The organism is Glutamicibacter sp. AOP12-B1-11, from assembly GCF_052379245.1.
Classification (GTDB): Bacteria; Actinomycetota; Actinomycetes; order Actinomycetales; family Micrococcaceae; genus Glutamicibacter.
Window position 1 is genome coordinate 188670 of sequence record NZ_JBQSYL010000002.1, and the last position, 16191, is coordinate 204860.

Here is a 16191-nt window from a genome sequence, read left to right on the forward strand (position 1 = left end):
GTGTCACGTTCCGGATTCGCCTCGCGCAGCTACCGCACCCGCGGTCTGGTGTTGCGCACCCATAAACTTGGCGAAGCGGACCGCATCATTACGCTGATCACCCCCACGGGCTTGGTCCGCGCCGTCGCCAAAGGCGTACGGCGCACCTCTTCGCGCCTCGGCGCCACGCTCGAGCCGTTTATGGAGGTTGATGCGCTGATCGTGATGGGACGAAATCTCGACGTCGTCTCCCAGGCACAGCTGCGCACCCCCTACGGCCAGCAGCTGGTCACCGACTATGCGAGCTACACGGTAGCCACCGCCATGGTTGAAATTGCCGAGAAGCTGCTTGAAGCAGATGCCGATTCGACCAATAAGCAGTATCTGTTATTGCATGGTGCGATCGCGTTGCTCTCCAAGCATCGGGTTGATGACGGAGCCGTGCTGGATTCCTATATTCTTCGCGCTCTGTCCATTGCCGGCTGGGCCCCCTCGTTCACCGATTGCGTGCGCTGCGGTGCAGCGGGGCCGCATGAGGCACTGAATGTGCACCTGGGCGGGGTGGTTTGCCCCGCCTGCCGGCCAGCGGGATCGCTCGCCCCGCATCCGATCACCATCGGGTACCTGCAAGCCCTGCTGACCGGCGACTGGGACACGGTCGCCCAGGGGGGACCTCGAGCGAAAAAGCAGGCAGCGGATATCGTTGCCAGTTACCTGCAATGGCACCTGGAACGTGCCGTGAAGTCATTAAGACACGTGGAGAGAACATGAGCAAGCTTCGCCCCATCACCGGCCGTCCAGGTCCGGTCGCCCCATACCCGCACCCGGATAACCCGGTGATGCCAAGCATTCCGGCGGCGCTGATCCCCGAGCATATCGCGATCGTCATGGACGGCAACGGGCGCTGGGCGAACCAGCGCGGCCTGCCGCGTACCGAAGGGCACCGGGCCGGGGAGGCCGCGTTGCTCGATGTCATGGCCGGCGCCGTGCAGCTGGGCATCAAGCACGTCTCCGTCTACGCGTTCTCCACGGAAAACTGGAAACGCAGCCCGGAAGAGGTGCGCTTCCTCATGGGGTTCTCCCGCGATGTGCTGCGCCGCCAGCGCGATACCTTGAATTCTTGGGGTGTGCGGATCCGCTGGTCCGGGCGTGAACCGCGCCTGTGGAAATCGGTGGTCAACGAGCTTCGTGCGGCCGAGGAGCTAACCGAAGGTAATCTCGGTTGCCAGCTGACCATGTGCGTGAACTACGGCGGCCGCGCCGAGATTGGCGATGCGCTGTCCGCGATTGCCAAGGACGTCGCAGCCGGGAAGCTGAAGGCCTCGGCGGTGGGGGAGAAAACTCTCGGCAAATACCTCTACGCCCCAGAGCTTCCGGACGTAGATCTTTTCCTGCGTACCAGCGGCGAGCAGCGCACCAGCAACTTCCTGTTGTGGCAGTCGGCCTACGCGGAAATGGTCTTCCTCGATCAGCTTTGGCCAGATGTGGACCGCAGGACGTTATTCACCGCCGTCGAGCAATTTGCGCAACGCGATCGACGTTACGGCGGGGCAGTGGATAAGCCGAAGAATTAGCGCGGCCGGTCGAGGAGCCGAAGCCACAGCGCCAGATCGCGGTAGGCGGCGGCCCTGGCAGGCTCTGCCGAGGTGAAGACGTCATGCATGGCCCCGTGGATTTGCGCGAGCGTCACGAAACTTCCCAACTTCAAGGCACGCAATCGGATCTGGTGTATGTCAATCACCGAGTCGGTGCTCTGCATTGCCGGCGAATAGCTGGTGCTGAAATGCGAAGCGTCAGAACTGATCACAAATATAGGTTGCGTCAGGTTCAGTCCCTTGGCGACGGTGGCGTGTCCGTCGAGAATGGTTTTCATCCAAGCGGTAGTCGGCTGGAATGCCAGCCGCGGCCGCCATAGCCGATGGATGTCCCATTCCCCGACGCCTTGATCGCTCAAAGAATTCCAATAGTGGTCAAATTCCGGCAGTGCCAATTTACGCCGGCCATTGGTGCGGCCGATCGCTTCGAGAATTCCATGCATCGGAACGCGCAAAAATGCGGTGCCTTGAAATTCGAGCCACGGCGCATTGAGCACCAGGGCCTGGATGCGCGGGCCGGTGCGTGCCACCCACAGGCTAAGGATCAGCCCGCCTTGCGAGTGCCCCTGCCCGATGATCGGCAGGTCGGGATGGGCCGTGCCGAGCAGGTCCATGGCGGCTTCTAGTTCCTGGTCATATACCGCGAGGTCATCGACGAAGCCTGGAATTTCGTGTTCGGCCCGAAGACTGCGCCCGTAGCGCCGCAGATCCAAAGCGTAGAAATGGTATCCACGCTGATGCCAGAATTCGGCAAGTTCGCGGTTGAAGAAGTAGTCGCTCCACCCGTGGACGCTGAGCACCACCCCGTTGAACTTTCTCGGTAGGCGGTTGCGCCAACCGGCGGGCTTGTAGCGCACGAGCGTGCCCACTGCCGGCCCCTCGGAATCGGTACCGAAGTCCAAGGTCGTATATTCGAAGCCCTCGCCTAGCGGATCTGCCACCCATTGCCCTGGGTTGGTCGTGGTGGTGAAGTCCGGCCACTGCCCGCTAGGTAAATTCGATGAGACCTTCATATGTTGAAGCATACCGACCGCAAGTTGTCTGAATCGGGAACTTCACGAGAAACTAGTAACCATGCGCATTTATCCCCTGGTCTTCAAGCATGTTTTCACCAAGATGGATCCTGAAAAGGCCCATTACTTCGCCTTTGACGCCATCAAGCTCATGCAACGTGTGGGATTGACCAAGGCAGCCCGAAAGTTTTTTGCCCCCGATCCGAAACTCCAGCGAACCGTGATGGGGATAGATTTTCCATCACCATTCGGCCTGGCAGCCGGGTTTGATAAGGGGGCCACCGGTATTTTGGCGCTGAGCGACATCGGTTTCGGCCATGTCGAAATCGGTACCGTGACCGGTCAGGCCCAGCCGGGCAACCCCTTGCCACGGCTTTTCCGTCTTGTTGATGACCGTGCGGTGATCAACCGCATGGGCTTCAACAATGAAGGAGCCGAGGTCGTCGCCGCCCGCGTCGCCACCGCACGTCAGCGGCTCAAGTCCGACTATGCCGGCACCCGCCCGGTCATCGGAGTGAACATTGGCAAGACCAAGTTGGTCGAACTTGACGATGCGGTGGGCGATTACCTGCAGTCCACGCGTCAGCTGGCCAACCATGCGGATTATTTGGTGGTCAATGTTTCCAGCCCGAACACTCCGGGCCTGCGCCTGTTGCAAAGCGTTGAGTCGCTGCGACCGCTGCTCAGCGAAGTCGGGCAGTTGGCCGATCAGGTCTCCGGCCGCCACATCCCGCTATTGGTGAAGATCGCACCGGATTTGAGCGATGAAGATCTCGTCGATGTCGCGACGTTGGCTACCGAGCTAGGCCTGGACGGGATTATCGCCACCAATACGACGATTGGACGCGAAGACTTGTCCAGCGATGCCGCCAAGGTCGAAGAAATCGGCGCCGGTGGTTTGTCCGGTGCTCCGTTGAAAGAACGCTCGCTGGAAGTGCTTCGCCAGCTACGTGAATTGGTCCCCTCGAAGATGGCCATCATTTCCGTCGGCGGCGTGGAGAACGCCGCCGACGTCGAGACACGGCTCGCTGCGGGCGCCGATCTCGTTCAGGGGTACACCGCGTTCCTCTATGAGGGTCCGTTCTGGGCACGCGCCATCAACAAGGAACTAGCTAGCCGCCGGTAATCTGCTGTCGAAGGATCGGTCTGAAGCTCCCGAAATACCGTTTCGGGAGCTTCGCTGTCTCTGGGTGCCATTTCCCGCATGAAAAACCGCCCAACGCTGGGGGAGAAGCTGGCCAGCCCAATGCGGCCGTGCTCATCGGCACCATCTGTTACCAAATCCAAACCTTGTGGATACTCGCAAAGGGCTGGTAAACCCGTTTACAAGGGCAAATGTGATGCAGCAGTGGTGGCACAGGCTTTCGACTTTTATAACCTTGTAAAGCGATTCACAAGATTTCTATTTTGTGAAAGGCCTCGCTTTATGCGGGGCTGAACGACATAAAAGAAGGGCGGATTCCATAAGGAATCCGCCCTAGAAGATTTGGACAATGAAACTAGTCGATGTCGGCGCCGCGCTTAATCTGCGGCTTCGGCAGGCGCAGCTTGCGGAACTGCATGCCGCGCATCGCCGCGTACATGCGGATTCCACGATCCATGGAGCCGAATTTAGCGACCAAGCGGCGCTTGAGCAGCACCGTAGTGACGATCAATTCGATGATCACCAGGGCGATGACAACCCACAGGGCACCCTGCACGTACATCTGTACCGAGAGGTTCTGATTGAACGTCAACGACAAGATCAGGAATGCGAAGATTACGAACATCATGAATTCGCTGAACATCCAGCGCGAGTCGATGAAGTTACGGGCATAGCGCTTCTGCGGACCCTTGTCGCGAGGCATCAGGTAGCGTTCGTCACCGGTCTCATTAGCGATGCGCAAGCGGTTCTGGGCTTCGATGCGTCGTTGACGATCGGCTTCCTTGGCTGCCTTGCGATCGGTAGGCACTAGTGGGCGCTGGCGGCTGGCTTGCTGCGCGCTGCGCTTAGGGGTCGGGCCAGTCTTGCGGCCGTCAGTTGATTCGGGAGCCAGTGCAGTCGGCTCCTCATTTGCGGGGGATTGAGAGTCATCTTTTTTACGTCCAAACACGCCCCTATCCTACCGGGTTGTTTGCGGCACAGTGACATTAGCAACCTAGGTCATTGCTAGGCTGAAGTCATGACAAATAATTCTTCAGTCGTCGCCTCGAACCATGGCGTCGATGTCACTGCCCTGAAAAGTCATATCGAGAAGAACTTTGAGAAGATCCTCAAAGAGCTCGGTTCGCTGGTAGCCATCCCTGGCGTCGCTTGGGAATCCTTCGATCCGGCCAATCTGGAAGAAAGCGCTCAGGCCGTGGCCGCGCTGGCGCGTGACGCTGGCATGGAGAGCGTTGAGATTCTGCGCGAGCCAGCCGCGGATGGCGTCATGGGCGCACCGGCGGTGGTGGCTCGCCGCATGGCCCAGCCTGGCAAGCCAACCGTCCTGCTCTACGCGCATCACGATGTGCAGCCTCCTGGCAACGAAGAAGACTGGAACACTCCGGCCTTTGAAGCCACGAAGGTGGGGGAGCGGCTCTATGGCCGCGGTGCCGCGGACGATAAAGCGGGCATCATGGTGCACATTGCTTCCCTGCGCGCGGTGCTGGATTCCGTGGCGGATTTTGGTGTCGGCGTCACTTACTTCTTCGAGGGTGAAGAAGAGGCTGGTTCGCCGTCCTTCAGGAACTTCCTGGAGGCGCATCAGGACAAGCTCGCCGCCGACGTTATCGTAGTGGCCGACTCCTCTAACTGGGCCGTGGGAACTCCCGCCCTGACCAGCTCGCTGCGCGGCATGGCGGCCGCGGAAATCACCGTGCGCTCGCTGGGGCACGCAGTTCACTCGGGCATGTTTGGCGGCCCGGTGCTCGACGCACCGGTTCTTGCAGCGAAACTCATTGCGTCATTCCATGATGAAAATGGTTCGGTTGCCGTGCCCGGTTTGGTGGCGAACGATATCGCCGAGGTTGACTTCGATGAGTCCGAGTTCCGCCGCGACAGCTCGGTGCTTGAATCCGTTCAACTGGCAGGCACGGGCAAGATCACGGACCGCTTGTGGAATAAACCAGCGCTCAGTGTCATTGGAATGGATATGCCTAGTGTTGATCGCTCGTCCAATACCCTGATCCCGCAAACGCGCTTCAAGGTATCGATGCGTTTGGCTCCAGGGCAGGAACCAAGCCAGGCCTTGGCCTCGCTGGAAGCTCATGTGAACTCCGTGGACCTGCGTGGTGCCGAGGTGCAGTTTGTGGCTACCGAAGCAGGTAGCGCCTATCAGGCGGATCTTGAAGCTTCGGCTAATGGCACCGCACGCTGGGCCCTGGAGCAGTCGTGGGGAGTTGAGCCGGTCAGCATGGGCCTGGGTGGATCGATTCCGTTCATTGCAGATCTGCTCGACGTATTCCCGCAGGCCCAGATCCTGGTGACCGGCGTGGAAGACCCCGACTCGCGGGCGCACTCGGCTAATGAGTCGCTTCACATTGGGGACTTCCAGAAGGCGATTGTCGCAGAAGCCTTGCTGTTGGCGCGGATTAATTCCGAAGGCCTGTGAACCGCGTCATACAAGGAGAAGTTCTGAGAGCATTTTCAGCGACCGCGACGTAGTATTGAATCAAGAAAAGGCGCCATATAACCTGAAGATATTCGGGCCGACGGTGTCACACCAAGCAGTATGGGAGGAAAATCATGACTGCAGCAGTTGACCAGACCAAGGGTGACTCAACCGAGCTACCAACCCACGAGGTAGAAATTTCCGACGTGGCTGCGCAGAAGGTGCGTTCACTTCTGGAGCAGGAAGGCCGTGACGACCTTCGTTTGCGTATCGCCGTTCAGCCTGGCGGCTGCTCGGGCCTGATTTACCAGCTCTACTTTGACGAGCGCATGCTCGAGGGTGACGCGCTGCGTGACTTCGACGGCGTAGAGGTCATCGTCGACAAGATGAGCGTGCCGTATCTCTCCGGCGCTTCGATCGATTTCGAAGACACAATTTCAAAGCAGGGCTTCACCATTGATAACCCTGCAGCCTCCGGCTCCTGTGCCTGTGGAGATTCCTTCCACTAGGCCTTAGGGAACTAACGCCGCCGTTCAAACGTTGAAGAAATTTCTCGTTAGAACGGCGGCGTTTTTCGGTATTCTGGGGTCGAAGAGGGTAAGCTCTACATTAAGTAGTAAAACTATGTTTCCCTTCGTGAGCCACCTCACCGTGCAACTCGTTTAGCCGCGAGGTGACTTATGAAGACCACATTCTGCACCAACAAAGAGGAAGGGCCGTCTGTGAGTTCGCAACACCGAACCGGCAGTCTCGGATCCGCCAAGGCAAAAGTTATTGCCTTGGTTGGCGCCGGCGCATTGCTGCTGACGGGATGTACAGCGGAGGCTAAACGCGGTTGGCTCCCAAATGTGGAGCGCGATACCACGAACCACACTGGAGCAATCCAGGATCTATGGGTTCACTCTTGGATCGCCGTGATCATTATCGGAATTCTGACCTGGGGTCTGATGCTTTGGTGCGTCGTGGCTTACCGTCGCCGTAAGACCGATACTGGTTACCCACGTCAGCTGAGCTACAACCTGCCATTGGAGATCTTCTACACGGCCATTCCTTTGGTCCTTGTTTTGGTCTTCTTTAGCTTCAATAACACTGTTGAGAAGTCAATCAACGCACCTGTGGATTCCGAGGTCGTCGTAGACGTCCGCGCGAAGCAGTGGTCGTGGGACTTCAACTACAGCTACCAGGGCCAGGAGAAGTACTTCGCTGGCGAACAGGCTCACCTGAACAAGGACGGCTCGGCTGGCGTGAAGGAATCACTGCCTACCTTGTACCTGCCTGCAGGTAAGTCGGTAACGCTCGAGCTTAACAGCCGCGATGTTATCCACTCGTTCTGGGTTCCAGCATTCCTTCAGAAGCTGGACATGATTCCAGGCAAGACCAACTACATCTACCTGACCCCACAGGTTGAGGGTAACTTCGATGGCAAGTGCGCCGAGCTTTGCGGCGAGTACCACTCGGAGATGCTCTTCAACGTTGCGGTCGTTAGCGACGCAGAGTTCAAGGCTGAACTTGCCAAGCTGGAAGATGGCCACATTGGTGAGGAATACGACCGTCAGCCTAACAAGGTCAACTCCATCGTTGTGGAGCACGGTCACGCAGAGGAAGGAGAGTAATCGCTATGACTACGTTTGAGTATGCTACCGACGACGTCAAGTCGATTGCCCCATCCGTCGTGCCGAAGTCAAAGGGTCGACTCTTTGTCGACTACATTACTTCGACCGACCACAAGAAGATCGGGTACATGTACCTGATCACCTCGTTCATCATGTTCTGCATCGGTGGCGTCATGGCGCTGCTGATTCGTGCGGAACTGTTCGAGCCAGGTATGCAGATCCTGCAGACCAAGGAACAGTACAACCAGCTGTTCACCATGCACGGCACCGTCATGCTTCTGATGTTCGCAACCCCGCTCTTCGCAGGTTTTGCCAACGTGATGATGCCACTGCAGATCGGTTCCCCGGATGTGGCCTTCCCACGTCTGAACGCATTGGCCTTCTGGTTCTTCTCCTTGGGCTCGACTATCGCCCTGGCTGGCTACCTCACCCCTCAGGGTGCCGCTAGCTTCGGTTGGTTCGCTTACGCACCATTGTCGAACACCACCTTCTCGCCAGGCATCGGTGGAGACCTTTGGGTCTTCGGCCTTGCACTGTCGGGCTTCGGTACCATCCTTGGCGCCGTCAACTTCATCACCACCATCATCTGCTTGCGTGCTCCTGGCATGACCATGTGGCGCATGTCGATCTTCGCGTGGAATACCTTGATCACCTCGATCTTGGTCCTGATGGCCTTCCCACCGCTGGCAGCTGCGCTGTTCGCCTTGGGTGCAGATCGCCGCTTCGGGGCACATATCTTCGACCCGGATAATGGTGGCGCCGTTCTCTGGCAGCACCTGTTCTGGTTCTTCGGTCACCCAGAGGTCTACATTATTGCGTTGCCGTTCTTCGGTATCGTTTCGGAGATCTTCCCGGTCTTCAGCCGTAAGCCGATCTTCGGCTACAAGGGTCTGGTTTTCGCGACCATCTCCATTGCAGCTCTGTCGGTCTCCGTTTGGGCTCACCACATGTACGTGACCGGTTCCGTGATGCTGCCGTTCTTCGGCTTCATGACGATGCTGATCGCGGTGCCGACCGGCGTGAAGTTCTTCAACTGGATCGGTACCCTGTGGCGAGGTTCGATTACCTTCGAAACTCCAATGCTGTGGAGCATCGGCTTCCTGATCACCTTCTTGTTCGGTGGACTGACCGGTATCATCCTTTCCGCTCCATCGCTTGACTTCCACGTTTCTGATACCTACTTCGTGGTGGCACACTTCCACTACGTGGTCTTCGGTACCGTGGTGTTCGCAATGTTCGCCGGCTTCTACTTCTGGTGGCCAAAGTGGACCGGCAAGATGCTCAACGAGCGCCTTGGCAAGATCCACTTCTGGCTGCTGTTCATCGGCTTCCACGGAACCTTCCTCATCCAGCACTGGCTGGGCGTTATGGGTATGCCACGTCGTTACGCTGACTACATGCCAGAAGATGGCTTCACCGCCATGAACCAGGTTTCGACCGTGTTCGCCTTCATCTTGGGCATGTCGATGATTCCGTTCTTCTGGAACGTGTGGGTCACCCACCGCAATGGCAAGAAGGTTGAAGTTGACGATCCATGGGGCTTCGGCGCATCGCTGGAGTGGGCAACCTCTTGCCCTCCACCACGTCACAACTTCCACTCGATCCCACGAATCCGTTCCGAGCGCCCAGCGCTGGATCTGCACCACCCAGAACTGAGTGGCCGTTCCACTCCTACTGCTGGTGCCGCAAAGATCTTCGGACCGGCTGACCAGAAGGACCTGTAAAGATGAAAGTTGAATCCTGGCTTTTCCTGGGTGGAATCTTCTTCTTCACCCCAGTGGCAGTTGTCTATGGCTACATGACCAACTGGAACGAATGGGTAGGCCTGCTGGCTCTGCTCATGCTCACCGGTTTGTCGGCCATGGTCGGCGGTTACCTGTTCTTCACCGCCAAGCGTGTTGGTGCTCGTCCCGAGGACCGCATTGATGGCGAAATCCACGAGAACGCCGGAGACCTCGGTCTGTTCTCGCCATGGAGCTGGTGGCCACTGGTACTTGCCGGTGCCGCAGCAATTGGCTTCCTCGGCTTGGCCGTTGGATGGTGGGTCTTCTACATTGGAGCAGGCCTAGCCGTAGTCGCACTAGTTGGCTGGGTTTACGAATACAGCCGCGGCGATCACGCCCACTAAGTAGTTCTCTTAACGGGGTGACAAGTTTTTACTTGTCACCCCGTTAGTATTTTAAGCAGCACCACCGTGTCAAAGGAGATCCTCGTGCGCTACTCGCCGACGCCAGCCGTTACCGCCACACTCGATGCACAGAGTAAGACGAGCAAGTATCGCCAGATCCGTGACATTCTGAAGACGCATGCCCGCGAGGCCTGCAAGCCAGGTTATAAGCTACCGCCCGAGCGTGAGCTGGCCGCTCACTTTGGCGTGGCGCGAAAGACCATCCGCCAGGCAATTGATGCCCTGGTCGATGAGCAGGTACTCAAACGCGTGGTCGGCATCGGCACCTTCGTGGTCCCGGAAAAAATGGACCTTCGCGTACGGCTGCACTCGTATTCCGAAGATATGATGCGCCGCGGCATGGTGCCCGACGCACGCGTGCTGGAATTCGACGAACTCAAGGCATCCGCCTACCTCAGCGCGCAGCTCATAGTTGACGAGGGCACGGCGGTGATCCGCTTCAAGCGTCTGCTGCTTGCGGACGGCACCCCCATGAGCCTCGATGAGAACTACATGCCCGCGGACCTGGTGCCAGGCTTCACCGACGGTCCGCCGCCATCCAAGCTCTATCAGGCGCTCCACGAGCGCTACGGCATCTTGCTGGAATGGGGCGAAGACCAGGTCGAAAGCACCGCCGCAAGCAGCGCACAAGCGTTGCTGCTCGGTGTTGAACCTGGCTTCCCACTTCTGCAGATCACCCGATATGCCTACATTGGCGAGCGTCTTGCCGACTATTCGGTTTCGCTGTACCGCTCGGATCGATACAAGCTCTTTGTGCCGCTGCAACGGCTCGGAACGCGCACACCCCGCTACACGGAGAACTTCTAGCCTTAGAAGCGCGCACAGCGGCTCTGGCGAGTGTTCCACCATTGCCTAATTGCTTCCGACCGCCCTCAGCGCCGTAGCTCTCCTGCGCTGACTACCGAATCAAAAATCATGCATTCGCTCCTGCTTTATTGTTCTGCGAGATTGGGGTCTGAGGAAGATCGGTACGGAAATTCACGCTAAAGAGTCTGAGGCCTGTTGAATGGGTTCCATGGCGGTCGATTTTCTAAGTGATGAGCAGGCAGCAGGGTTCGGCGGATTCCCCGACGAGGTATCGGCGGAGGACCTGGAACGTTTCTGTTGGTTGGACGATGCAGACCTGTCGGTAGTTGGTCGCCGTCGGGGAATGCACAATCGCCTGGGATTTGCTGTCCAACTGATCACGGTGCGGGTGGCAGGACGGTTCCTGACGGATCCATTGGCTGTTCCGTGGCCGGTGGTGGAATTCCTGGCCGGGCAGTTGGATATTGCGGATGCTTCCGTGCTCAAGCTGTATGCGCAGCGGGGACAGACCGGGTATGAGCATGCCGCGGAAATTTCCATCGTGTACGGGTATGCGGATTTCTCCGATTCGGCCAGCCACGCGGAGCTGAGGCTGTTCCTGGAGGCCCGGGCCTGGACGTCGTCGGAGGGACCGGTGCGTCTGTTTGAACGGACGGTGCTCTGGCTGCGTGAACGCAAGGTCCTTCTCCCCGGCGTCTCTACGTTGACACGACTGGTTATAGAGGTCCGTGCCGGAGCAAATGACCGCCTCCATTCCATGCTGGTTGACGCGGCCGGCCCCGCCTTGATCCTGGAATTGGAAGGCCTGCTTCGCGTTGGGGAGGGATCACGGCTGACCGCGTGGGAAAGATTGCGGACCGGGCCCTCGAGGGTATCGGTGCCAGAGTTGTTGCGGCAGTTGGAGCGGCTGGGTCGCTTGCGGGCACTGGGTGCCGGGTCCATCGATGTGGAGATGATCCCCGAGGGTCGGATGAATGCCCTAGCCCGCTACGGGTTGGCGGGCAAGACCTCATCGCTTCGAGAACTATCAGACCAGCGGCGGGGTGCGACACTGCTCTGTGCCGTGCGCGCCTTGACGTCAGAAGTTGCCGATGATTTGTGTGATGCCTTGGACGCCATTGTCACCGAACGCGTTCTTCGCAAGGCAGCCAGGGAATCCAGTGCCGCCCGGTTGAAATCCCTGCCACGCTTGTCCAAGGCCTCACTGCAATTGGCGAAGGCCGCGAAAACACTGGTCGAGGTGTTGGACAACACGGAGTATTCCGGCGCAGAGGCCGCCTCGGTGCTGGCCGATCAGGTTTCCTTGCCCGAGATACGCGCCGCGCTGGAGGTGGTGAACGAAGTGGTGAATCCCGACGGAACCGGGGCGGACACTGCAACCGAGATGATGCGCCGGTTCGCCACCGTGCGCTCGTTCCTGCCGGCGTTGGCCGCGGCGGCACCCTTCGGGGCCACCGCGGGCGGGACGCCAACGTTGGCGGCGCTGACGGCGCTGCCGGAAGTTCTGGACGGCCGCAAAAAGGACCCGGCCGAGGTTGATCTGTCCGTGCTCTCGCCGGCTTGGCAGCGTCTTGTCACGGTTGCGGAGGAGATCGACCGCAAGGCCTATACGGTGGCGGTGATGGAGGCCGTCCATAAGGCGCTGCGGCGTAGGGACATTTTCGTGGTGGGTGGGCGTCGCTGGGGAGATCCCCGGGCGCGGTTGCTCACCGATCCGGCGTGGCAGAAAACCAAGACTGAGACCTTGAGGGCGCTCCAGCTGCCGGAAGAGCCAGCGGACCACCTGGCCGATGTTCGCCACCGCCTTGATGCCCGTTATCTTGCGGCGGCCGAGCAACTGGCCGACAATCCCGCGATACGCATTGATGATTCCGGCAAAGTCCACCTCTCACCTTTGGAGGCCAAGACGATACCGGAGTCACTGACGCAGTTGCGGAGGTTGGTCTCCGGGATGCTGCCGCGGGTGGACCTGCCCGATGTGCTGCTGGAAGTGCATTCCTGGACGGGGTTCCTCTCGGAATTCAGCCACGTCTCGGAGGCCTCCGCAAGGATGGGCCAGCTCAGCGTTTCGGTCGCCGCCATCCTGGTTGCCGAGGCATGCAACGTCGGCCTGACACCGGTGGTCAAGGAAGGCCACCCCGCACTGACTCGGGGACGCCTGACGCACGTAGATCAAAACTATGTACGCGCCGATACGCTTCGCGCGGCCAACGCCCGTCTAATCCAGGCCCAGTCCGGTCTGGGACTCGCGCAACGCTGGGGCACAGGCTTGTTGGCGTCAGTCGACGGAATGCGGTTCGTGGTGCCGGTGGCCACCGTCAATTCCGGGGCAAATCCCCGGTACTTTGGCCACGGTCGTGGATTGACTTGGCTGAACTATCTCAACGACCAGGTCTCCGGGCTGGGTGCCGTCGTGGTCCCGGGAACGGTCCGCGATTCCCTGCATATTTTGGATGGGCTGCTCGATCTTGATGGCGGCCAACGCCCCGAAATGGTCGCCACCGATACGGCCTCCTACTCGGACCAGGTTTTCGGGCTCTTCACCCTGCTCGGATACCGGTTCTCACCCCGCCTGGCAGGGTTACCGGACCAACGGTTCTGGCGCGTCGACGCCACGGCGGACTATGGGAAGCTGAACGCGGTGGCCGGCCGCAACCGAATCAACATGGAGCTCATTACGGCGAACTGGCCGGACATGCTTCGCCTTGCCGGGTCCTTGACCGCCGGGACGGTGCGCGCCTCGGAAATCCTGCGGGTCACCCAGGGCGGTGGGACACCAACTCTGCTCGGAAAGGCGTTGGCGGAGTACGGCAGAATAGCCAAGACCGAGCATCTGCTGGACTTCATCGATGCCGACGAGGGTTATCGTCGGCAAATCCACACCCAGTTGACTGTGCAGGAATCCAGACATGCGCTGGCCAGACTCGTCTTTCATGGCAGGAGAGGCCAGATACGCCAGTCCTACCGGGAGGGCCAGGAAGACCAACTTGGCGCACTCGGTCTGGTGCTGAACGCGGTCATCTTGTGGAACACCCGCTACCTGGACGCCGCGCTCACCGAACTCCGCGACCGCGGCGTCCCCGTTGCCGACGAGGACGTACAACGACTGTCGCCGCTGGTCTCGGAACACATCAACATGCTGGGTCGCTACTCTTTCGCCGCGGACTCCACCGGCACGCAACTTCGACCTTTCAGGAACCCCGACGAGGACCGGGAAGCCTGAACGAAGCAATACAGCGCTGACATCTACCGGCCCGCGAGGGGAACCCTCTGCGGGACGCCTGATTGAGCGCGTATGAATTTAGCCTGGGCTTAGACGTTTGAATTTCATCGACATCATTATTCGCTTTTGTGAAATCCTAAACGGGGATGGTGAATATTCAGGTGAAGTCAGATTACGGCGATCCGATCTGATGCTAGACGCGCGTGACAATGCATATCGTGCCAACCATCAGCATGTAGCACCTGTTGACGCTTGATACCTTCCGTTAGATATCCGCTCTTGTGCGCAACTATGCATGAGGCAGGGTTGTTGACGGAATGTGCAAGTTCAAGCCTGTGGAAGTGCGCCATATCGAACGCCCAAGTAGACAGCTCGCGTAGCCCCCTAGGCGCCACATTTGCTCCGCGTCCCTGAGGGAGAACCCAGTAGGAAAGTTCGCCTGCACCATTAGCCAGATCGATGCGCCGTAGACTGATCTGTCCGATCGTTTCCCCGTCGCGAGATATTGACCAGCCCGCACCGGACTCATCTTGCCAGCGGGAAGGCCAGTGGAGCACCCATTTTTTAGCATCGTCGGTGGTCATGGTTTTTCCATGCCACTGTATGATCGCCGGGTCTTGGTAAGCCTCCACCACCACGGGAACGTCTGCGAGTTCCCAAGGCCGCATTACCAAATCATCGACTTCCAGAATCGGCTGTTTCAGCCGCGCAAATTCACCTAGCGGTATTACTGGCTCCTGCAAATTTAGGATCCTCCGATTTGATCGCTACAGCATCCTGACGGAGCGTTAGGATGCTTAGTCAATGACAGCTGCGACTGCTTCAATTTCTACAAGCTGGTTCGTATAGCCGAGAACAGTAACACCCATCAATGTGCTGGGAACGTCGTGGTCACCGAAGGCCGCACGAATTACTTCCCATGCGGCAACAAGATCTGCCTGGTCTGAGGATGCCACAAGGACACGTGTGCTGATGACGTTTTCTACGCCCGCACCTGCCGTTTCCAAGGCGATACACATGTTCTCGAAAGCCTTAGCGGCTTGTACGCGGTAGTCGCCGACCCCAGCGGTCGATCCGTCCTGGTTCAACGGGCAGGATCCCGCCAAGAAGATAAGACGCGCATCGCTGGGAGCAGTCGCCGCGTAAGCGTACTCAGCGACATCGGAAAGGGCTTCAGATCGAATAAGCGTGACCGTAGGTTGTTGCATGCTTGTCCTCTAAGTGTCTCGGCTTCTGATAGATTCCCAGCCTATCTGAGGGAACGATTGCCGCCGCGGAAAGTCAGTTCCGTGCCGACCGAACGATTTCATGTAGCCGCTAAAATTTCACGGATCAAAAACGGAGAATCTGTCACTAATCTTTGACTGCCAATCTGAACCTGTGTCCGAAAGATATTGCCTGTGTATGGTCCGCCGAAGTCTCCTGGGAACGCGCCCGCTTGAGGAACCTTGACCGGGCATGTTGAGGCAATCACTGCATGGAAGCTTATGGTGGTGTCATGCCTCGTTTATCCGACGCATGACACCACCGCTATTCGGTTAGGCCAATTCGAGGAACCCGAGTCGCTTATATAGCTCCAGCGCAGCACCGGAAGTTCCATCACCGATCCGGAGACTCAGCGTGTCCGCGCCATGCTTCTTACACGCAGACATGGCAGCGGTAATCAAGGTGCGGCCCAGTCCATGCCCCTGATGCCGAGGATCAACAAAAAGATCGATGATGAATGGGCCGAGTAAGTCTTCATCCCAGATCGACTCCTTGACAACAAAGATCGCCCCAATCGGCGTTCCCTGTTGCATTGCGACAAAAGAAGCATTTTCGAGGAGCTGCCCATACTCGTGAGCGAAGGTTTCTTCCATCTCGGATTGCGCTTCTTCAAGAGTTCCGGCCGCAATGCCAGGTGGGTATGCTGCGAAATACGCATCAGCTAGTGCTGCCGAGGATGATGATTCTGCATGGCAGATATCTGCGTACGAAGAAACGGCGGGAGTGAAATCTGCGTGCTGAAGAACAGCTTGTAAAACGTCGGAGGGCATGACAAATCCATTCGTAGGTCTTCTGAACTAGTTGCGAGAAAACTTTATGAATGGAACATGATTCGAATCTAGCACCGAAAAGATCAATGGGCTACAGAAAATTTTCCAATACTTTTGAGTTGTTGAAGAGGCTCAAGTGACCTTCGATGGAAGTGTCCCGTAAGA

Annotated in this window: 15 protein-coding genes; 10 read left to right on the forward strand and 5 right to left on the reverse strand. The window is 58.4% G+C overall.

What is annotated here, in order from left to right; translation table 11 throughout:
- Positions 1–750: a DNA repair protein RecO gene (gene recO / locus ACT3UQ_RS02015; RefSeq protein WP_096284706.1), complete on the forward strand. Its 750-nt coding sequence runs from the start codon at positions 1–3 to the stop codon at positions 748–750.
- The gene (locus ACT3UQ_RS02020) at positions 747–1553 is read left to right on the forward strand and encodes an isoprenyl transferase (protein WP_096284704.1); all 807 of its coding nucleotides are present in this window, start codon (positions 747–749) and stop codon (positions 1551–1553) included. The genes recO and ACT3UQ_RS02020 overlap by 4 nt, the downstream gene beginning before the upstream one ends.
- On the opposite strand, the gene ACT3UQ_RS02025 is transcribed toward ACT3UQ_RS02020, so the two are convergent.
- Entirely contained in the window at positions 1550–2587 is a 1038-nt protein-coding gene (locus ACT3UQ_RS02025; RefSeq protein WP_176484118.1) for an alpha/beta hydrolase, read from the reverse strand. The genes ACT3UQ_RS02020 and ACT3UQ_RS02025 overlap by 4 nt on opposite strands.
- A gap of 61 nt (positions 2588–2648) precedes the next feature.
- Between ACT3UQ_RS02025 and ACT3UQ_RS02030 the strand changes: the two genes are divergently transcribed.
- Positions 2649–3713, forward strand: coding sequence for a quinone-dependent dihydroorotate dehydrogenase (locus ACT3UQ_RS02030; protein WP_096284700.1), 1065 nt, complete (start codon positions 2649–2651; stop codon positions 3711–3713).
- A 373-nt stretch (positions 3714–4086) separates the two neighbouring features.
- Here the strand turns inward: ACT3UQ_RS02030 and ACT3UQ_RS02035 are convergent, their stop codons facing one another.
- Positions 4087–4680, reverse strand: coding sequence for a DUF3043 domain-containing protein (locus tag ACT3UQ_RS02035; RefSeq protein ID WP_096284698.1), 594 nt, complete (start codon positions 4678–4680; stop codon positions 4087–4089).
- Between the two features lie 69 nt (positions 4681–4749).
- Between ACT3UQ_RS02035 and ACT3UQ_RS02040 the strand changes: the two genes are divergently transcribed.
- From ACT3UQ_RS02040 to ACT3UQ_RS02070, 7 genes are all read left to right on the forward strand, one after another.
- Positions 4750–6159, forward strand: a complete 1410-nt coding sequence (locus ACT3UQ_RS02040) for a dipeptidase (protein ID WP_096284696.1) — start codon at positions 4750–4752, stop codon at positions 6157–6159.
- 134 nt (positions 6160–6293) lie between these two features.
- Complete coding sequence (locus tag ACT3UQ_RS02045; RefSeq protein WP_096284694.1) at positions 6294–6668, forward strand: HesB/IscA family protein; 375 nt, start codon at positions 6294–6296, stop codon at positions 6666–6668.
- A gap of 213 nt (positions 6669–6881) precedes the next feature.
- Positions 6882–7772, forward strand: coding sequence for an aa3-type cytochrome oxidase subunit II (gene ctaC / locus ACT3UQ_RS02050; RefSeq protein ID WP_096284692.1), 891 nt, complete (start codon positions 6882–6884; stop codon positions 7770–7772).
- 5 nt (positions 7773–7777) lie between these two features.
- The gene (gene ctaD, locus ACT3UQ_RS02055) at positions 7778–9496 is read left to right on the forward strand and encodes an aa3-type cytochrome oxidase subunit I (RefSeq protein WP_096284690.1); all 1719 of its coding nucleotides are present in this window, start codon (positions 7778–7780) and stop codon (positions 9494–9496) included.
- 2 nt (positions 9497–9498) lie between these two features.
- Positions 9499–9900: a cytochrome c oxidase subunit 4 gene (locus tag ACT3UQ_RS02060; protein WP_444636422.1), complete on the forward strand. Its 402-nt coding sequence runs from the start codon at positions 9499–9501 to the stop codon at positions 9898–9900.
- Between the two features lie 66 nt (positions 9901–9966).
- Entirely contained in the window at positions 9967–10767 is an 801-nt protein-coding gene (locus tag ACT3UQ_RS02065; RefSeq protein ID WP_444636423.1) for a GntR family transcriptional regulator, read from the forward strand.
- A 208-nt stretch (positions 10768–10975) separates the two neighbouring features.
- Entirely contained in the window at positions 10976–13990 is a 3015-nt protein-coding gene (locus ACT3UQ_RS02070) for a Tn3 family transposase (RefSeq protein ID WP_193058690.1), read from the forward strand.
- Between the two features lie 167 nt (positions 13991–14157).
- On the opposite strand, the gene ACT3UQ_RS02075 is transcribed toward ACT3UQ_RS02070, so the two are convergent.
- From ACT3UQ_RS02075 to ACT3UQ_RS02085, 3 genes are all read right to left on the reverse strand, one after another.
- Positions 14158–14733, reverse strand: coding sequence for a GNAT family N-acetyltransferase (locus ACT3UQ_RS02075; RefSeq protein ID WP_217990326.1), 576 nt, complete (start codon positions 14731–14733; stop codon positions 14158–14160).
- Between the two features lie 54 nt (positions 14734–14787).
- A complete protein-coding gene (locus ACT3UQ_RS02080) occupies positions 14788–15198 on the reverse strand; it encodes a RidA family protein (protein WP_096283055.1) in 411 nt (136 codons plus the stop codon).
- Positions 15199–15528: 330 nt separating this feature from the next.
- Positions 15529–16026: a GNAT family N-acetyltransferase gene (locus ACT3UQ_RS02085; protein ID WP_444636424.1), complete on the reverse strand. Its 498-nt coding sequence runs from the start codon at positions 16024–16026 to the stop codon at positions 15529–15531.
- Positions 16027–16191 lie beyond the last annotated feature (165 nt).